The organism is Methanosarcina thermophila TM-1, assembly GCF_000969885.1.
Taxonomy (GTDB): domain Archaea; phylum Halobacteriota; class Methanosarcinia; order Methanosarcinales; family Methanosarcinaceae; genus Methanosarcina; species Methanosarcina thermophila.
Genome location: NZ_CP009501.1, coordinates 2,167,902 through 2,186,948, shown reverse-complemented (window position 1 = coordinate 2,186,948; position 19,047 = coordinate 2,167,902). Strand labels below are relative to the sequence as shown.

The window sequence follows — 19,047 nt, the reverse complement described above, 5'->3', positions numbered from 1 at the left end:
GATAAACCGAAACAAAATCCTCAACCAGAGGTCCACTGTGGATCTCTAGTCTCTCTTGGGCTTGTAGATCAGATGGAAGATCGCTGCCTTTGCAAGGCAGAGGCCCTGGGTTCGAATCCCAGCAAGTCCATTTTTGTGCACCCGGGAAATAAATTTCCGGGGAAGGGTGGATTGCCTGCGTTGACACGCAGGTACATGAAGTCATGTACAGGTGCTGTATACTGGACGCTTACTGGACCTGGTTAGGATACACAGGAGCTATGCTATCAGGTGGATGGCTCGGCTCAAGAGCTGATGAAGGACGTGCCAAGCTGCGATAAGCCTGGGGTAGGCGCAAGGAGCCAATGAACCCGGGATCTCCGAATGGGACCTCTCCATAGTGATCAGTAATGATCGGGAACGCTCCGAATTGAAACATCTCAGTAGGAGCAGGAAGAGAAATCAACTGAGATGCCGTGAGTAACGGCGAGTGAAACCGGCACAGTTCAAACCGAATCCCCTTGGGGAAATGTGGTGTTGCAGGGCTGTTCAAACGTCTGACGGCTAAGCAGAACTTGCCTGAAACGGCAGACCATAGAGTGTGACAGTCACGTATGTGTAAACCAAAAGACCGGAACATGTCCCTGAGTACCGTGCGTTGGATATCGTGCGGGAATCTGGGGGGCACCAACCTCCAAAACTAAATACTCCTTGAGACCGATAGCGAAATAGTAGGGTGACCGAACGCTGAAAAGTACCCCGAGAAGGGAGGTGCAAAGTGCCTGAAACCTGGTAGTGATGGAACGATACGGCATGAAAGGATCTCTGGTACGAAGGAAACACTCGCGAGGGTGCAGTACGAGTACCACTGCCAGTGTCGTATCTTACGTTTTGAAGAACGGGCCAGGGAGTGTGTTTTGGTGGCGATGGCTAACCATTAAATTGGGCAGCCGAAGCGAAAGCAACATGTGCGCAGCTCTTTTGAGTGAGGCACGGCGTATACAAGTGCGTGGAGTCACCGGGACACGACCCGAAGCCGGGTGATCTAGGCGTGGGCAGGTTGAAGCGTGGCGAAAGCTACGTGGAGGACCGCAAGCGGTGTTGATCTGCAAATCATTCGCGTGACCTGCGTCTCGTAGTGAAATGCTAATCTAACCCGGCATCAGCTGGTTCCTTCCGAAACATGCCGCAGCATGACCTGACTGGAGATCGTCGGTGGAGTAGAGCACTGATTGGCGGTTCCGGGGGGGAAACCCCTCGCCCGCTTGTCAAACTCCAAACCCACCGTCGTCTGAGAAGGTCGGAGTCCGGACTGCTGGGGTAAGCTTGTAGTCCGTAAGGGAGACAACCCAGCCCGTGGTTAAGGTCCCCAAGTGTCGACTAAGTGTTAACACTAAAGGGCGTCCCAAGCCCAAGACAGCTGGAAGGTTAGCTTAGAAGCAGCTATCCTTTAAAGAGTGCGTAACAGCTCACCAGTCGAGGTTTGGGGCCCCGAAAATTGACGGGGCTCAAGTCGACCACCGATACCACGGAGTACCGCAAGGTAATCTTGTAGGAAGGCGTTGCGTTCGGACAGAAGCAGGGCTGTGAAGTCCTGTGGACCGTTCGCAAACGAAAATCCTGGTAATAGTAGCAGCATAGAAGGGTGAGAATCCCTTCCGCCGAAGGGGCCAGGTTTCCTCGGCAATGTTCGTCAGCCGAGGGTTAGTCGGTCCTAAGACGTACCGTAACTCGAGTACGCCGAAAGGGAAACAGGTTAATATTCCTGTACCATTTAGCAATTTAGTCTGACGTCTCAGGGCAGGCCGAGCGGAGTCGTCGCTCCGTCTAAGCAGCGAAACCCGTGGAGAGCCGTAATGGCGAGAAGCGGGTGAATCTGTGAATAGGTCGCAAGTCGGTTGCACCCAGGGACCCGTGAAAAGGCTGCTAAATGTCCGTACCGAGAACTGACACAGGTGCCCCTGGCTGAAAAGGCCAAGGCGTGTCGGAGTAATTCAGTTAAGGGAATTCGGCAAATTAGCTCCGTAACTTCGGGAGAAGGAGTGCCTGCTGTGAAGACAGCWGGTCGCAGTGACCAGGGGGCTCTAACTGTCTAATACCAACATAGGAGATTGCAAACCTGTAAAGGCTAGTACAATCTCTGAATCCTGCTCAGTGCAGGTACCTGAAACCCCGGTTCAACGGGAAGAAGGGCCTGTAAACAGCGGGGGTAACTATGACCCTCTTAAGGTAGCGTAGTACCTTGTCGCTTAATTGGCGACTTGCATGAATGGATCAATGAGAGCCCTACTGTCCCTAACTGGAATCCGGTGAAGCTTACATTCTAGTGCACAGTCTAGAGACCTCTAGGGGGAAGTGAAGACCCCGTGGAGCTTTACTGCAGCCTGTCGTTGGGTTGTGGTTCTGGATGTACAGTGTAGGTAGGAGGCGTCGAAGCGGGTGCGCCAGCATCCGTGGAGCCGTCCATGGGACACTACCCTTCTGGGACTGCGACCCTAACTCTGAGAAGAGGACCCCGATAGGTGGGCAGTTTGCCTGGGGCGGGACGCCCTTGAAAAGATATCAAGGGCGCGCAATGGTTGACTCAAGTGGGTCGGAAACTCACTGAAGAGTGTAAGAGCATAAGTCAGCCTGACGTTATTCAGCACAGTAGTGGATGACGAGACGAAAGTCGGCTCTAGCGAACTTTTGTGCCTCCTTGGTGGGGGCCAAAAATGACAGAAAAGTTACCCCGGGGATAATTGAGTCGTTGCCGGCAAGAGTACATATCGACCCGGCAGCTTGCTACCTCGATGTCGGTTCTTTCCATCCTGGCCGTGCAGCATCGGCCAAGGGTGAGGTTGTTCGCCTATTAAAGGAGATCGTGAGCTGGGTTTAGACCGTCGTGAGACAGGTCGGTTACTATCTACTAGAGGTGTCTGAGGTCTGCGGGTAAGCTGCTTTTAGTACGAGAGGAACCAAGCAGCGGCGCCACTGGTGTACCGGTTGTTCGACAGGGCATTGCCGGGCAGCTACGCGCTAAGGAATAAGAGCTGAATGCATCTAAGTTCGAAATCCGACCTAAAAAGAGACCTCATTAAGGATTCCGGTAAAAGACCGGTTTGATAGAAACGGGATGTAAGCACCAAGGCAACGAGGTGTTCAGTCCGCGTTTACTAACCATCCGTTCCTTTCCTAATCCGGTCCAGGCGAAATCCAGTCTTGCAGCACCGTACATGACTTCTTGTCTTGCGTTTGTCATAGACAAATTTCATTCATCAATTCCGTTCATAGGCGAGTGTGGCGGCCATAGCGGCAGGGCAACTCCTGTACCCATCCCGAACACAGAAGATAAGCCTGCCCACGTTCCTGACTGTACTGAAGTGCGCGAGCCTTCGGGAACTCAGGATCGCTGCCATGCTCACCCTATATCACTCTAATCTTTTCTAAAACTGGTCTTTTTAAACTGATTTTCTTAAAATCTGATTTCCTTAAAGTTTTTCTCTCTTCTCTAAGTCCTTTTTATTTCAGTTTTAAATAAAAATAAAAAAAGGAAAAATAAACAACGTTGATGACTTTAAGCCAGATCAAACCGGTCCAGCATCATGACCTTATCCCAGACTTTTATAAAGTCCCGTACAAATTTCTCGGTGGCATCTTCACATGCGTATACTTCAGCCACTGCTCGAAGCTCAGAGTGTGCTCCGAAGATAAGGTCTACCCGAGTGCCGGTCCATTTGAGTTCGCTGGTTTTTCGATCTCGTCCCTCATACACTCCTTCTTCTTTAGGGGATGGCTTCCATTCTGTGCTCATGTCAAGCAGATTCACGAAGAAATCATTTGTGAGTGATTCAGGCCTGTCAGTGAAGACCCCGTGCTTTGATTTTTTATAGTTGGCATTTAGTACACGCATTCCCCCAACGAGAACTGTCATCTCAGGAACAGACAAGGTCAGTAATTGTGCCTTGTCCACCAGCATTTCTTCGGGCTTAAGGGAGCATGGGCCTTTTTGATAGTTACGGAAGCCGTCAGCGAAGGGTTCAAGCACGGCAAAGGTGTTTACATCGGTCTGCTCCTGCAAAGCGTCCATCCGTCCAGGTGTGAAAGGCACTTTAACATCATGACCAGCATTTCTTGCTGCCTGTTCAACACCTGCACAGCCACCTAAAACAATAAGATCAGCTAGAGAGACTTTTTTACCATTGGACTGGGATTGGTTGAATTCATTCTGGATATCACTGAGAATTTTCAGTATTCTGGCTAATTTGTCGGGTTCGTTGACTTCCCAATCCTTCTGAGGTGCTAGGCGAATTCGGGCACCATTAGCGCCGCCTCGCTTGTCAGAGTCACGATAGGTAGATGCTGAGGCCCAGGCAATTGAGACCAGATCTGACACTGAAAGGCCAGAATTCAATATCTTACCTTTAAGGGCTTTTATATCTTCTTCATCGATTAGTTCATGATCAACTTTAGGGATTGGATCCTGCCAGATGAGATCCTCCTCCGGTACCTCCGGACCGAGGTAACGTGTTTTGGGTCCCATATCTCGGTGGGTCAGCTTAAACCATGCACGGGCGAACGCGTCGGCAAATTCATCGGGATTTTCTAGGTAACGCCGTGCGATCTTTCCATAGATAGGATCGTAACGTAAAGCGAGATCAGTGGTGAGCATGCCTGGTAAACGCCGCTTTGATGGATCGTGGGGGTCAGGCACGGTAACGGCTTTTGCCTCATCTTTTGGCTTCCACTGATAGGCTCCGGCTGGGCTTTTAGTAAGCTCCCATTCATTTTCGAATAATATCCGGAGGAAGTTGTTGTCCCACCTTGTTGGTGTGTTGGTCCAGATTACTTCAGGGCCTCCAGTAATAGTGTCGTTGCCTTTACCAGTACCGTAAGTACTTATCCAGCCAAGTCCCTGCTGTTCTATAGGGGCTGCTTCTGGTTCTGGTCCCACATACTTTGGGTCGCCAGCACCATGTGTTTTACCAAATGCATGGCCACCTGCAATAAGGGCTACTGTTTCTTCATCGTTCATTCCCATCCGACTAAAACTCTCCCGGATATCCTTCGCCGCAGCTATGGGGTCTGGTTTGCCGTGCGGACCTTCCGGATTTACATAAATTAAACCCATCTCAAGAGCGGCGAGTGACCCCTCGAGTTTATCACTACTGCGTTCTCCTCCAAGCCATTCACTCTCAGGACCCCAATATATATCCTTCTCTGGTTCCCAGACGTCCTCACGCCCCCCACCGAAACCGAAGGTCTTAAAACCCATGGATTCCAAGGCGACATTACCTGCAAGGATCATGAGATCAGCCCAGGAAATTTTTCGACCATACTTTTGCTTGATAGGCCAGAGTAGTCGGCGGGCTCTGTCGAGGTTAGCGTTGTCGGGCCAACTAGCGAGGGGCGGGAAACGTTGGGTACCGCTGCTTGCACCACCACGGCCGTCACTGATACGGTACGTACCGGCGCTGTGCCATGCCATACGGATAATTAAAGGTCCATAATGACCAAAGTCTGCCGGCCACCAATCCTGTGAATTTGTCATCATTTCGCGCAGGTCCTTTTTCAAGGCTTCGTAGTCAAGACTCTTAAATTCTTCAGCGTAGTTGAAATCGCCACCCATAGGATTGGACTTCGAGCAATGTTGGCGCAGTATGTCTAAATTTAGTCTATCTGGCCACCAGTCCTCGATTGTAAGCCCTCTCCTTCTAGGTTTATTGCTATTTTCGTCCATGATTACTCCCACCTTTCAAGTTTTTATTTAAATTTTAAGAAAACTTTTTTATTTATTCTTATTTAATGTTACCGAGAGAATTTTGCAGCCTATATCAGCATATGGCTTCTCCATATCCTCTAACTGCTGGTAGAGTAATATTTCTAAAAAAAGGTAATATAGTTAAATATGATTTATATGCAATATCTTAACGGTTTTGATGCCCTAAAGAGTTCCCATTATAGTTGATTTTATTTTTTGAATGTTTTTGGTCCCCATAAGAACACCACGATAATAGCCGTAATAGCAATGAGCCCATAGCCAATAGCCCCGTCGTACAGCTGGAAGACTGAACGACTACCGGGAAATATGCTCCTTCCGGTATTGGTCACGGCATGAAAGAGTATGGTTGCAAAGACGCTTTTTCCAGTGTTATTATAAAGCCAGACGGTCAGAATCCGGAAACTAACGGCCAGTATAAATCCTCCCCATATAAACAATCCCAGAGACATGCCCATTGAAAGCATGGATGGGAAATGCCATACACCATGGATCAACCCAATGATGAGACTGGCTGTCAGTGCAGTGTATCGGGCCTGCATAGGATCGGTGACATATCCCGAATAACCAAGCTCTTCACCTGCGGCGGCTAAAAAGAATGCAATAAAGATGAGTGGTGTCAGAAGTGGCGGGTTCCAGACAGTTGGTACTGGTAGCCCGACTAGAAGCATTATCACGTAGGTCAGCACGTAAATAAACGGCATCAAGAAAATGATGGGGACATACCAGATCTTTTTCGTGATCCTCTTATAATCGAAGATTCTTCTCAAGAGATTCTTTACCCCTAAAAGTTTCTCTTCCCGGTATACAAGGATGGATGCCGCTACCATTGGAGAAAATGTGGCAACAATATCTGTCGCGGGAAGATTATCCACCGGGAGCTTCATCGGATAAATGATATTAAGCACCCAAAGTGGAATAGAAAGAGAGTAAACCAATATAAAAAATAGAAGTGGCGACCTCTTTGATGTGCTGTTGTTCACGACTAGTAGTCCTCTTGATGGATGGGAGAGCCTATCTGAAAAGCACTATGGTTTATCTATACTTTTAATTGAAGTATGCATTATTAGAACGGATCCAGATACTGTAGATCTATGTAACTTTTACATATGCTATCTTATACAATGCATACTTCAATTGTTTATTTTTTGGATAGCTCCTAAGTAGATTAATATATTTCTTAAGCCTCTCCATGGACAAACGGCTTCTGAGAGATATTCTAAGCGCGTTGGAGATTGCTTATTTTTAATATAGCTTTTACAAATGGCTCATTCATATTTTAAAAGGGTAGATGCAGTAGCATCCGCCCTTACTCGTAGATCTGCTGTGCCAGATAGTTCTGGACACCTATCTGGTTGATCTGGTCCATTTGGGCTTCAATCCAGTCGATATGCTCGGTTTCTTCCTTAAGGATTGATTCTAGAAGCACTTTGGTGTCATTATCTCCCAGATCTGCCGCTAGACGGATGGCTTGGTTATAGCCTTTAATAGCTCCCTCCTCTGCCCAGTGGTCATGCTCATGCATTTTTGGTACCTGATCACCGATACGAATTTCGCTCAAATTGCTAACTATGGGCCTCCCTTCAAGGAAGAGAATGCGCTCAATCAGCTTCTCTGCATGCTTCATCTCGGTAATAGCTCGCTTCTCGATTACTTCTCCAAGCCGTTCGTAATTCCAGTTTTCACACATTTCAGCATGGAGAAAGTACTGGTTGATAGCTGCCAATTCTTCTGCCAGACGAGCATTCAGACAATCAATTAGTTTCTGGTCTCCTTTCAAAGATATACCCCCTTACAAAAGAAATTACGGTTTCTATATTTATACTTAAACTTCATAATAAGTTTTGCGCATTTGTCCCGCTCTTGGGAACACCACTAATTCATTTTTTAATTAAAGTATCTCAGCCTATCTAGAACCCATTTCATTCTTAAGCATTAAAAGTTCCCGGCCTCCTCACAATATTATGCGGTACATACTATATAAGCAAACCGAATATAAATAGGCTATCTGTTAATAAAATATGGCTTGTTGAATTATAAAAACTCCAATATAATGCCAAACTTCAGTTTCCAGAAGCTAAAAGCACAGACCGGTCTTCTTTAAATATTAAAACAATTTGATAATTAACTATTTTTCTAGAGTTTGAATTCTTCAAATATTATAAAAATAGTATAAAATTGTTAAATATCATGAAGTCTGTAATTATTATAGGGGATATAATATGACTGATGGGAATAACATCAATCCAGAGGGCGAGAGTAGGTTCAGATATAGACTTGGTAAATGGCTTCTAATGAGAGACGAGTGTGTCTTCACACATGTGATAGATCAGAACCTTGACGATGACTCCACACGCCAGCACTTAATCGGATCAATTAACAACTGGGTAAACAGAGACGAAGAAATTTTAATGCAGGAGTTTGTTTCTGAAATGTGCGAATTTATCAAGGACGAAAACAAAGACCTTTACTATCGCTTAATGGAGAAATGTGCTTTAAAAGGTATAAGTGTAGGCGATGGTATATTTGAAGCCTTGAGCATGTGCCAGTGTGAAGAAGCAATAACAAATCCGGAATGTAAGACAGCTGATGACACGTCTGGTTTATAACATTTCCAGCCTGCTTTTTAGCTCTCTTGCGTCTAATTTATTTTTTGTACTTTAGATTTGGGTTTAACGGTGCTTGTGCTCGATTGTACTTTGTTTCTTCGTTCATCTACCGCATAATCCGGTTAACCCAATCCTTATTTATCAAAGATGAGCTCAATGAACTTTAACCATTCCAATTTGCTGCAGTTCCTAACTACTTGTTTATCCTGAAAACAGAATTTTATTTTTTGATAAATTTATTTAAATAAAAATCAAGCGTATAATTACAGGGGGGTAACTTATGGATTACATCGAAACCTGGAAAGAGGTTATGCAAAGACCGTCTGATTTTTACAGGAGAATGCCACAAAGCGGGGGATATGCTGATCCACTTACCTTTGCAGCAATTAGTCTCATCATATATGCGCTTTTAACCGCACTTTTAACCGTACTCTTTGGTCGTCAGATGTATATGGAAGGCATGTACGGCGGCATGTACGATGGTATGTATGGTGAGGTTAGAGGGTTGGGGTTTTTCGCGATACTTATGAGTGTGATAATCACACCTGTTATAGGTATTATTTCTCTCTTTATTGAAGCTGCAATACTCTTTGTTATTTATAAAGTGCTTGGAGGTTCGGGAAGTTACGAAGGTACTGTAAGATTCATATCTTATGCAACTGCTGTGCTGGTACTTTCCTGGATTCCTGTTATTGGCTGGATCTTCGGGATTTATGGAATATATCTCTACATTGTAGGGGGCATGCATGTACATGATGTAAGCATGTTAAGATCCGCAATAGCTGTATTCCTGCCCATCTTACTGGTGATCTTGCTTATGATCATTGTTGTTATAGCAGGAATATTTGCTTTCTCAGGATTAGTTCCTCTCCGGGCTATTTTTTAATGGAGTCATTCTTTTATAGAAAAAAACTCTCTCTATTTTTTAGTGTATGGTATCCTCAAAAATTTAGGATGATATTGCCTTAAGCTAAATATTTATATATCAGAAATTCCTTTAATTGCATCAACACGAGCAATAAGATAATCAAAAGTGCCAAGATGGCGGAGCGGCTACGCAATCGCCTGCAGAGCGATTAAACTCCGGTTCGAATCCGGATCTTGGCTTTAAATAATCAATTAGTCTAAAATTATAAAACAGCTTAACTGTATTTAAATAATGCCAATTAACTGTATTTAAATAGTGCCAAGGTGGCGGAGCGGCTACGCAATCGCCTGCAGAGCGATTAAACTCCGGTTCGAATCCGGACCTTGGCTTCTTTAAAATCTCTTTTTTCAGAAACTTTATTTACTTGACTTATCTCCTTGGCTTTTTAAACCGCAAGTGTGGCATCTCTTGATCAAAACTGTTTCTGCACCCTAAGCGATATATGCCCCAGAATTCTCCTTTAATTCTCCTCCTTTAACAGAAAATTTCCTGTGTCTTTAAACTATTTTGAAGCTAGCTTCTGAGATTGAACTCTGATACTTTATCCGGGCTGGAAAAACTTGCGGGACGATACGAGATTATTTATATAAGGCTGGCATTTAGCAGGCAAAAGGGTTATCTCTATCCTAAGTCTGATGGCAAACTAATTTCAATTGGCAAACTAATTTCAATTGGCAAGCTAATTTCAATTACGAAACCATCTGCATAATTACCAGTTATCGGCTCTGTAGAAATCCTCTAAATTCTGTTTTTACCCAAAAATTATAAAAATAAAATTGTAAAAATGCTCCTTAATTTTTTTGTCCACACAAAAAACAAAGGAGCAATTGCTATTGTCATCAAATAAGTATATTAAATTTATTGATCTCAGTCTTAAAACGGTTCAGTCTTCCAGACTGAACCTTTACTCCTGCAAATATTCCAAACGTGTTTATACTCAACATCAGCTTCTTGTTCTTGTTTTATTGAAGGAGTATATAAGTACAGACTACCGTGACTTTGTAGAACTTGTTGACCTCATGAACAGTATAAAGGAAAAACTTGACCTTGATAAGGTTCCTCATTACACTACTCTTCAAAAGTTTGTGTCCAGAATTCCCTCTTCATTGTTTAACCTAATTTTGTCAAAAACTCTAAAACTATTTTACTCACATGGAGAAAAAGTTCTCATTACGGCAATTGATGCAACAGGATTTACGAGTTCTTATGCAAGTCATTATTATTCTAAGAGAACAGGGAAGCTCCGAAGGAGCTTCCTTAAAACTTCAATATCAGTAGACACTATTAAAAAAGTAATATTAGGATGGAAAATTAGCCAAAAAACAGATCATGATGTCAAGCATGCAAAGACTCTGATAAGACAATCAAACAAGTCAAGAAAGTCTCAATGTTATGTGATGGATAAAGGATATGATTCCGAAGAAATTCATACTCTAATAAGAGAAGAGATAAAAGCAGATTCAATAGTACCTTTGAGAGAAAGAAAAAGAAAGAGAATAAACGGAAAATATAGAAAACAATTAAACAAAGACTTTGATAAGATCAAATACAATAGAAGGAATATAGTAGAGACAATAATATCTGTTGTAAAAAGAAAATTTGGAGAAACATTAAGAGCAAGAAAGGTTAGAAATCAAGTAAAAGAAGTAAAAGTTAAACTAATAGTCTATAATATAAACAAAAAAGTAATACAATTATTATGGATTAAATTAAGGATTTCTACAGAGCCCAGTTATCTATAACTTATCAACTTTGGATATAATGTCTATCAAACTCACGAGGTCAAATATGTTTCAAATAGGAGAAGCATTAATGGGGCAGGGAGCAGAACTTGCCCATGTTGATTTGATGATAGGAGACAAAGGAGGACCAGTAGGTCAGGCTTTTGCAAACGGTCTGACCCAACTCTCAGTCGGACATACTCCACTCCTGTCCGTTATCAGGCCCAACCTGCCACCCAAACCTTCAACTCTTATTGTCCCGAAGGTTACGGTAAAGAATATGGAACAGGCATCAAAAATTTTCGGGCCTGCCCAGACAGCGGTTGCAAAAGCAGTAGCAGATTCTGTAGAAGAAGGCATAATCTCAAAGGATCTGGTTGAAGATATTGTCATTGTAGCGAGTGTCTTTATCCATCCCGATGCCCAAGACTACAACAAGATCTACAGGTATAACTACGGAGCCACAAAGCTTGCAATCAAGCGTGCCCTTGAAGGTTTCCCGAGTATTGATACTGTTCTTGAGGAAAGCAACAAATCTACCCATGCCATTATGGGATTCAAGGTCACAAGACTCTGGGATCCGCCATATCTCCAGATTGCTTTTGACAATCCGAACCTCGAGTCTGTGCTTTCTGCCATCTCTCAGATTCCCAAGAGCGATCATGTTATAATTGAAGCAGGCACACCGCTCATTAAACGCTATGGCGTGGATGTCATTTCGAAGATCAGAGACGTCAGACCAGATGCCTTTATAGTAGCTGACCTGAAGACTTTAGACACAGGAAACCTTGAAGCAAGAATGGTTGCCGATGCTGCAGGAGATGCTATTGTAGTTTCTGCCCTTGCTCCGATCAGTACCATTGACAAGCTCATCGAGGAAGCCCATAAGACAGGCATCTATGCGGTCATGGACACGCTTAACCAGCCTGATCCGATTTCTGTCTTAAAACAGCTTAAGGTCATGCCTGATGTAATTGAACTCCATCGCGGAATAGATATCGAGAATACCGAACATGCCTGGGGTAATATCGAAGAGATTAAGAAAGTTGCTCCAAAAGCACTGGTTGCTGTTGCAGGCGGGGTCCGTCTTGACAAGGTTCCTGTAGCTCTGAGTCAGGGTGCGGATATTCTTGTGGTTGGGCGTGCGATCACCAATGCAAAAGATGTTAGAGAAGTTGCCGAACAGTTTATCATGAGTCTCAATAAGCCGGAAATTGACCAGTTCAGAGTTATGACTGACTTCTGAGCAGATTTAAGAATTTCCCGAAAAGATCACTGAATGAATACTGCTAAAAATAAAAACTTAGAGTATTTTTTGGCAGAAACCTATCAGAGAAAGCGTGAAATTTGCGCTTTCATTTCTTTTAACTTTCAGGAGGGGATTTCTTGAGTTCGCCATTCATTTTATTGAACTATAAGACTTATTTGCAGGGCACGGGGCAGGGAGCAGTGGAAATTGCAAAAGCCTGCAAAGAGGTGTCCGAAGAGTCAGGTATCGAAATAGCAGTAGCCCCCCAGCTTCCGGATATTTACAGGGTAGCTTCGGAGGTTGAAATTCCAGTTTTTTCCCAGCATCTGGATGGAATAGGAGCAGGAAGCTTCACAGGTCATGTTTTTGGAAAAGCTATAAAAGAGGCAGGAGCTGTCGGAACCCTGATAAATCACTCTGAAAGGCGTCTGACCCTTGCAGAAATCGAAGCGTCATTGAAATCTGCAAAGGAATTCGGGCTCAGGACAGTTATCTGTACTAACAATGTCCCGACAACCGCAGCCGCCGCAGCCCTTGGTCCTGATTATGTTGCAATTGAGCCTCCCGAACTTATAGGGAGCGGCATTCCAGTCTCAAAGGCTGACCCTGAAGTTGTTAGTGGTTCGGTTAAGGCAGTTGCGAAAATCGATCCCGCAGTAAAGGTGCTCTGTGGAGCTGGAATCTCAAAAGGTGAGGATCTCAGGGCAGCCCTTGACCTTGGTTCCCAGGGTGTACTGCTGGCTTCTGGAATTGTGAAAGCAGCAGACCCAAAAGCCGCACTGGAAGAACTTATAAGTCTGGTTTAAGAATTACTATTAAATTTACTTTTAAGAAAAAAAGTAGTGGAAAATAATAGGAAAATGAGCAGAAGGAATGCGGCTCCTCAGCCACATCTCCTATAATTTTTAAAGGGTTACTGGTAAGCCTCAATAAGGGGATTGACAGCTTTTGGATCTCCTATCTCAATAAGAATCAAGGCGGTTTCATCCCTGGCTCTCCGATCTGTCGTTTTCAGGTTCTCTATTAGAGGATCAACTGCCACTTCTCCCATCTCTGAGAGGGCTTTCCTGGCACTATCTCCAAACTCCCTATCTCCCAGCTTTTCCACAAGCAATTCTGCAGCTTCCTGGTTTTTGGATTTACCAAGAGCAAGAAAAGCCTGATTCCTGAGATTTGTATCCGTATTCCTGTCATTAAACACGTTCTTAAGCGTCTCCATAGCCTGAGGGTCACCTGTATTTCCCAGGGCTGCGGCTGCAGCCATCCTGACAGAAAGTCTTTCCTCTTTATCGATTAATATGTCAGTTAGAACCTCAGTCACTCCAGGACCTCCGATTTCTCCAAGGGCAAGGATAGCACTTTTTCTGACATCCTCATTAGCGTTCACGGAATCTTTTGCTCTTCCGTCTATAAGTTTTCCGCTATTCAGGACTTCTATCAGAGGTTCTCTTGCTGTTTCGCTTCCTATTTTTCCTAGTGCCAGGGCTGCACTGCTCCTTACTACAGCTCTATTGTCTCTTAACCTTTGGATAAGATCTGGTACGGCAGTTTCCTTTCCTATTTTCCCGAGAGCAATTGCAGAGTTACTCCTGACGCTATCACTCCCATCTTTCATTTGTTTTATCAGGACTTCTACTGCCCTTTCATCCCCAATTTCACCAAGCGCATATGCTGCACTGCTCTGCACCGGAGAATAGTCCCGAGTCAGAATTGGTGTTATGGAATCTATTGCTGCAGCTTCCTTTCTTTCTCCGAGAGCCATTAAAGCTGCGATCCTTATACTCCCACTGTCGCTTTTAAGAGCTTTAATAAGTTTTTCTGTTTCGCTTCCAGGTTCATCAGGCTCGAACTCCGAAAGCGCAAAAGAATCATATATACTTGAGTTCTGTTCCTCTGCCCGAAGGGCTGCTTCAAGAGAATTTGTTTCGTCGTTGTAATCCCTATCAAGAGAAATTGCAAGATTTCTTCTCATTGCTCTATCTTTCTCTTCAATAGCTTGCAAAATGTCTGCCGAAATCTCGTTTTCTGCCTGTTCTTCAGCTGTAATCTCATTTGATTCCTGGATCTTCTTAAAGCTCTCAGAAAGAACGGTCTCTGTTCTACTATCTCGGGTTTCAAGAAGTGCAAGAAGCATGTAACTGTTTACTTCGCCTGAACTCGAAATATTTGATTCGATTCTCTCAATAAGAGCATCAGCCGCAGTCTCTCCAAACCTCCCAAGCTCAGCTGCAGCACTCAATTTTGTCTCATGGTCACCGACTTCCAGCCTTTGTGTGAGATTTGTGATCCGATCTTCCCTTGAGATTCCAGTCCCAATTGGTGTGAATGTTCCGTTTCCCCCAAATTCCATAAACCTATCGCTATTTGCGATCATTGAAAAAAATATAGAAAGAGTGATAAGGACAAATAAAAGAGATACTCTCCATTTAACTCTGGACATCATATTATCTTTTTTTTATTGTTTATATCAATTTCTCCTTTTATTAAAATAGACTCCTTAGGTACAAATTTTTATCTTTACTGCTTCAAGTTTTTTTCTCTTATTCTGCACCCAAGACCGCAAAGAAGGGATATTACCTCGGCTTCAACTGAATCTGCATCACAATCTCCAAAAATCGTTATCCTGTAAGTAACTGCAAGTCTTTCCAATTCTTTGCTTTCTTTTCCAGTTTTTATCCTACTTAGTCTCTTGTTATTTATCTGAATAGGTCCTCTATAAATATCACTTATTTCACAGGCTGCAAGCTGTTTATTGGTACTTATAGCATTAAGAATAACCGCAGGTTCAGCCCCTTCAGGTATAAGGACCGGGATATCCCTTGTAAAATGCTCAAGGTTTTCTTTTCTCCATTCCCACAACTCAGATTCCGAAAGCAGGCGAAGATTTTCTAGCTTGAGTTTCAAGAATTTGTTTTTTATATGAGGGGAAGTGCCTTTTGAAACCAGCTTTTTAAGAATAACCTCGTCATGTCCTACTTTTTCTAAAATACCGACATGGGTTTTTCCGGAATAAAGATGGTAAAACCCGCATACCTTTCCGATGTATTTTAGGATGGTTTCATATTCGGTTATTCTGGAATTAATCAGTTTATCGGATCTGCGCAGGGCATGAGTCGTATCTCCGTACTGCCGAGCAGCAGCTTTCATTTTCTTCACAAAGCCTTCCTCGTCATGAGATCGCACAAGCTTTGAGAGTTCTTCACATTCCCTGATAAATGCGTCATGTACCTCGAGGACTCCGGGATTTTCCATCTGGATAAGTGCGTACAGATAGGGATTCTGACCAAGAATCCTGCCAACAAAGTCCAGCATTATGTCGTAGACAGGGCTTACGAATTTTCTGGATCTTTTTACATCAAAATCTAACCTGTCAATGGTCGTTCCTATGCTGATATAGGCAAAATGGGTGAGTCCCTGCACAACCGAGACAAGCCTGTCATGTTCGACTGCGGTAGTAATCTCAACATGCGCTCCACTTTCCTCAAAAAGCTCTTTTATTACCGGAAACCACTTTTCTGAACGTCCCTTTACAGGAACCAGAATCACAGTCTGCCCTCGGATAGTGCTAATCGTTGGTCCGAACATTGGATGGGTACCCAGAATCTCTACATCGGAGGGTGTAAATTTTTTCATAGCTTCTACAGGCTTTACCTTAATGGAAGTTAAGTCCATAAGGAGACTTCCAGCTTTCATTTTTGGGGCAACTTCAGCAATAATCTCCTCAGTTACATTGATAGGTACAGAGACTATCACTATATCGCTTGCCGGAACAGCTTCATCAAGATCCGAGGCAAAAGGAACTTCCAGTTTCCTTGCGATTTCTATTTTCCCACCTTTTCCCCAGACCATAACCTCATAACCTCTTTCTTTGAAAAAACGGGTAAACCACTGTCCCATTTCCCCGGTTCCGCCAAGGATCAGGACTTTTGTCTTTTCAGAATTTTGATTCGTTCCAATCTGGTTTTCAGATCCCAGGTTAACACTCAAGCCTTCAAAGCCTCCAGAACGGTTTTTTTCATAAGTTCAACTGGAGGGTCAATTCCTGTCCAGAGCCTGAAAGCTTCAGCTCCCTGATAGACAAGCATTGAGACTCCACTTACAGTCTTTGCACCTGAGGCTTTTGCCTCTCTTAAGAGCCTGGTCTCCAGAGGGTTATATACAATATCAAAAACGGTAAGTCCAGAGTGAAGATTGTCTGCCGTGGCAATAGTAGAGTCTATATTGGGATGCATTCCGAGAGTTGTGGTATTTATCAGAACATTGGCGTTCTGTAGCAAATCTTTTAATTCGGAGAGCCCTCTTCCCTCTACTTTCCCGGGAAGGGCGGCGGCTGAGATATCTTTTGCAAGCGCAATTGCCCTTTCTTCGGTCCGATTTACTATTGTAATATCAGCGCCATCCGCCGCAAGCTGAAAATTAATGGCTCTTGCTGCCCCGCCTGCCCCTGCAACCACGATTTTAGACCCCTTTATTTCCACTGCAGCTTCCTGGAGTGCCTGTTTTGCTCCCAACCCATCGGTATTGTATCCCCGGATTTCTCCGGTCTCCTCGAAAACTATAGTATTTACAGCTCCTATTTTTTTAGCCAGCGGGTCAGGTTTTATACAGCTAAGCTTCAAAGCTACCTCTTTCAGGGGTACTGTCAGGTTGAGACCTCCGAATCCCATAGCTTCAGCCCCAAGAATTGCTTTTTCCAGTTTTTCGGGCTTGACCCTAAAAGCGTGATAGATGCAGTCCATTCCAAGAGCTGAGAAAGCCGCGTTATGCATTGCAGGAGAAAGGGAATGGCTTATAGGGTCTCCAAACACGCCAAAGACTTGCTTCATTCGAGTAGCTCCATTATCTTTTTTACTTCATCTACCTGAAACTGTCCCGGTGCCGCAGAAACTGAACCTTCAACAGCTGCATATGTGAGAACCGAACCATAAAAAGGAGCAATTACCCTTGTATGCTTTCCAAGCCTGCCCATTGCGATAGCGCATACAGCGCCCCCTGCCTCCTTGGCATCCAGTGAAGCTCTTAACAGGTCAAGTACGTCTTTCATCGAGTGTGGCATAACTGCTAGTTTCGCAATATCCGCCCCTGCCAGAAATGACTCTTCAAAAATAGTTTTCATTTCCTGAAAAGGCGGGGTTTCTGAAAAATTATGAAAAGATACAATCACAGTTTTTCCGCAGGTTTTTGCCGCTTTTATTACTCTGTCTCTCGCTTTTCTCCCGGCAGAAAGCTCGATATCTACGGCGTCTGGTCCATCTCTCAGGGAAAGTAGGTTTTTAAGAAGCTCGGTTCTCTCAGCTTCTTTTCCCTGCCATTTTCCTCCTTCCATACTTGAGCGATTTGTAAGAATTAGCGGGAGTCTGGTTTCGGACTTTATTTTTCTTATCGTTTCTGAAGCTATTTCTAGGTCCCTGATTCCAAGCAAATCCAGCCTGATCTCAAGAATATCGGCTCCCATTTCGGCGGCTTTCCTTGAGGTCTCAAGAGGGTTCTCAAGAATTACTGCGACAACGGCAGCTTTTTCCTCAAGGTCAAGTGAACCAATACGAATCATTCTTTGCTCCGGTTTTCCTTTTTCGCTGACAATCGTTTCTTTTTGACAGATTATTTCTCTATAATCGTTTCTTCGATCTTTTTACCGAAGTGCCTTGCTCCTTCTTCCAGGTGAACCAGAACCTCGTCACCTTTCTTGAGTTTGGCAACTGAAATAGGGTTTCCGTCTTTTCCAACCAGCTTGATGGTTTCGGCGTTTTGCAGGATTACACTTAAAGTCCTGTCTCCTGCTTTTGCTTCGATAAGCATGAGAGGGCGGCTTTCGATTTTAATCCTACCAACAATCCCATCTCTCTGTTTCCCTTTTGAATCCACAATAGTTACGGTATCTCCGGTCCGAAGTTCTGAGAGGTAGCGGGTTTTGTCCCCTATTTTGATATATGAATGAACTGCACCTGCATTTACCCTGAACGGGCGGGCTGCCACATACGGGCTGTCATCGGATTCGGAATTTACCAAAAACATCCCGCTTGCCTGAGAACCTATGAGCATGCCTTCTCCCCTTTGCATGAGATTGCATGTGTCCACACAGACTCTGTCTCCCATTCCAAGAGGCTCAACCCTGGTTACGACTGCAGATTCAAGCTCAGTGCTCTCGCTTTCCAGTTCCCTGGCAGCCTTGATGGTATCTTTTATTTCCTGGGGATCTCCGCTGTCAAGAAGAACTCCATCTGCTCCGATTTCAAGGGTCTGGAAAGCCAGTCTTGCCTCTTCTGCGCTCTTTACTCCGAAAATAATCTTCACGTCGTAATGCTGGAGTTCAGCTATAAGGTTTTCAAGAGGGATAACCTTCCAGTCCGTACCTGTCACAATGAGGAAGTCACAGACCTTTCCAAGTTCGGCTGCAAAATGCTCATAGCGTTTATCCCTTATTATTACATATCCACCTACAGCCACTCCTTTGTCCCTGAGAAGGGTTGCTGCGTTTATATCAAGAGAACCCGGAGTTTCAAGAGGTAAGGGTTTTGTCCCGTCGCCTTCTCCTCTCTTTCCAACGACAACGATATCGGCTCCGGATTTGTTGTCACGCCCAAAGGCTGCTACCGGGATACTTCCCAGTTCTCTTACTTTTTCAATATCTCCTGGGTTTACAAGCACGCAGTCGGCTCCTGATTCTAGGCCTGTTGTAATCCTTTCTTTTTGCTGTTCCCATCCGCCTTCATCGGCTTTTATCCACACGCTTTTATTTTTCAAAGGCTTCAACCCCGGTATGTTTTTCTGTTTTTACTCCGGTCTTCTCCTTTTTTTAACTT

General features: G+C 44.2%; 13 protein-coding genes, 3 tRNA genes and 2 rRNA genes. 10 read left to right on the top strand and 8 right to left on the bottom strand.

The window, feature by feature from the left end:
• The first annotated feature begins 57 nt into the window (after positions 1-57).
• The 3 genes from MSTHT_RS09460 to rrf all read left to right on the top strand — a co-directional run bounded on the left by MSTHT_RS09460 (position 58) and on the right by rrf (position 3,379).
• Positions 58-130, top strand: a tRNA-Ala gene (locus MSTHT_RS09460).
• Between the two features lie 116 nt (positions 131-246).
• Positions 247-3,157 (top strand): 23S ribosomal RNA (locus MSTHT_RS09455).
• A gap of 100 nt (positions 3,158-3,257) precedes the next feature.
• A 5S ribosomal RNA gene (gene rrf / locus MSTHT_RS09450) occupies positions 3,258-3,379 on the top strand.
• A gap of 156 nt (positions 3,380-3,535) precedes the next feature.
• On the opposite strand, the gene katG is transcribed toward rrf, so the two are convergent.
• From katG to bfr, 3 genes are all read right to left on the bottom strand, one after another.
• Positions 3,536-5,698, bottom strand: a complete 2,163-nt coding sequence (katG, locus tag MSTHT_RS09445; RefSeq protein WP_048167562.1) for a catalase/peroxidase HPI — start codon at positions 5,696-5,698, stop codon at positions 3,536-3,538.
• 230 nt (positions 5,699-5,928) lie between these two features.
• Complete coding sequence (locus MSTHT_RS09440; RefSeq protein WP_048167561.1) at positions 5,929-6,720, bottom strand: CPBP family intramembrane glutamic endopeptidase; 792 nt, start codon at positions 6,718-6,720, stop codon at positions 5,929-5,931.
• Between the two features lie 326 nt (positions 6,721-7,046).
• The gene (bfr, locus tag MSTHT_RS09435) at positions 7,047-7,517 is read right to left on the bottom strand and encodes a bacterioferritin (RefSeq protein WP_048167560.1); all 471 of its coding nucleotides are present in this window, start codon (positions 7,515-7,517) and stop codon (positions 7,047-7,049) included.
• 514 nt (positions 7,518-8,031) lie between these two features.
• Between bfr and MSTHT_RS09430 the strand changes: the two genes are divergently transcribed.
• The 7 genes from MSTHT_RS09430 to tpiA all read left to right on the top strand — a co-directional run bounded on the left by MSTHT_RS09430 (position 8,032) and on the right by tpiA (position 13,050).
• Positions 8,032-8,346, top strand: coding sequence for a hypothetical protein (locus MSTHT_RS09430; RefSeq protein ID WP_148704438.1), 315 nt, complete (start codon positions 8,032-8,034; stop codon positions 8,344-8,346).
• Between the two features lie 280 nt (positions 8,347-8,626).
• A complete protein-coding gene (locus MSTHT_RS09425) occupies positions 8,627-9,232 on the top strand; it encodes a YIP1 family protein (protein ID WP_048167558.1) in 606 nt (201 codons plus the stop codon).
• A gap of 149 nt (positions 9,233-9,381) precedes the next feature.
• Positions 9,382-9,453: transfer RNA gene (locus MSTHT_RS09420), tRNA-Cys, on the top strand.
• A gap of 78 nt (positions 9,454-9,531) precedes the next feature.
• Positions 9,532-9,603 (top strand) — tRNA-Cys (locus tag MSTHT_RS09415).
• A 504-nt stretch (positions 9,604-10,107) separates the two neighbouring features.
• Positions 10,108-11,016: an IS5 family transposase gene (locus tag MSTHT_RS09410; RefSeq protein ID WP_048167557.1), complete on the top strand. Its 909-nt coding sequence runs from the start codon at positions 10,108-10,110 to the stop codon at positions 11,014-11,016.
• Between the two features lie 46 nt (positions 11,017-11,062).
• Positions 11,063-12,241: a bifunctional 5,6,7,8-tetrahydromethanopterin hydro-lyase/3-hexulose-6-phosphate synthase gene (locus MSTHT_RS09405; protein ID WP_048167556.1), complete on the top strand. Its 1,179-nt coding sequence runs from the start codon at positions 11,063-11,065 to the stop codon at positions 12,239-12,241.
• 140 nt (positions 12,242-12,381) lie between these two features.
• The gene (gene tpiA, locus MSTHT_RS09400; protein ID WP_048167555.1) at positions 12,382-13,050 is read left to right on the top strand and encodes a triose-phosphate isomerase; all 669 of its coding nucleotides are present in this window, start codon (positions 12,382-12,384) and stop codon (positions 13,048-13,050) included.
• Between the two features lie 107 nt (positions 13,051-13,157).
• Here tpiA and MSTHT_RS09395 read toward each other — a convergent pair whose 3' ends face one another.
• The 5 genes from MSTHT_RS09395 to MSTHT_RS09375 all read right to left on the bottom strand — a co-directional run bounded on the left by MSTHT_RS09395 (position 13,158) and on the right by MSTHT_RS09375 (position 18,988).
• Entirely contained in the window at positions 13,158-14,687 is a 1,530-nt protein-coding gene (locus tag MSTHT_RS09395) for a HEAT repeat domain-containing protein (protein ID WP_231588059.1), read from the bottom strand.
• A gap of 74 nt (positions 14,688-14,761) precedes the next feature.
• The gene (locus MSTHT_RS09390; RefSeq protein ID WP_374756206.1) at positions 14,762-16,231 is read right to left on the bottom strand and encodes a prephenate dehydrogenase; all 1,470 of its coding nucleotides are present in this window, start codon (positions 16,229-16,231) and stop codon (positions 14,762-14,764) included.
• A complete protein-coding gene (locus tag MSTHT_RS09385; RefSeq protein WP_048167553.1) occupies positions 16,228-17,070 on the bottom strand; it encodes a shikimate dehydrogenase in 843 nt (280 codons plus the stop codon). The genes MSTHT_RS09390 and MSTHT_RS09385 overlap by 4 nt, the downstream gene beginning before the upstream one ends.
• On the bottom strand, positions 17,067-17,795 hold the full coding sequence (gene aroD / locus MSTHT_RS09380; RefSeq protein WP_048167552.1) for a type I 3-dehydroquinate dehydratase: 729 nt from the start codon (positions 17,793-17,795) through the stop codon (positions 17,067-17,069). Before aroD ends, MSTHT_RS09385 begins: the two co-directional genes overlap by 4 nt.
• Before the next feature lie 50 nt (positions 17,796-17,845).
• Positions 17,846-18,988: a 3-dehydroquinate synthase II gene (locus MSTHT_RS09375; protein ID WP_048167551.1), complete on the bottom strand. Its 1,143-nt coding sequence runs from the start codon at positions 18,986-18,988 to the stop codon at positions 17,846-17,848.
• Positions 18,989-19,047: the final 59 nt, after the last annotated feature.

Bases quoted from the DNA above. Each gene is read 5' to 3' on its own strand.
- katG (WP_048167562.1), bottom strand. From the start codon at position 5,698: ATGGACGAAAATAGCAATAAACCTAGAAGGAGAGGGCTTACAATCGAG.
- MSTHT_RS09430 (WP_148704438.1), top strand. From the start codon at position 8,032: ATGAGAGACGAGTGTGTCTTCACACATGTGATAGATCAGAACCTTGAC.
- MSTHT_RS09425 (WP_048167558.1), top strand. From the start codon at position 8,627: ATGGATTACATCGAAACCTGGAAAGAGGTTATGCAAAGACCGTCTGAT.
- MSTHT_RS09405 (WP_048167556.1), top strand. From the start codon at position 11,063: ATGTTTCAAATAGGAGAAGCATTAATGGGGCAGGGAGCAGAACTTGCC.
- MSTHT_RS09395 (WP_231588059.1), bottom strand. From the start codon at position 14,687: ATGATGTCCAGAGTTAAATGGAGAGTATCTCTTTTATTTGTCCTTATC.
- MSTHT_RS09385 (WP_048167553.1), bottom strand. From the start codon at position 17,070: ATGAAGCAAGTCTTTGGCGTGTTTGGAGACCCTATAAGCCATTCCCTT.
- aroD (WP_048167552.1), bottom strand. From the start codon at position 17,795: ATGATTCGTATTGGTTCACTTGACCTTGAGGAAAAAGCTGCCGTTGTC.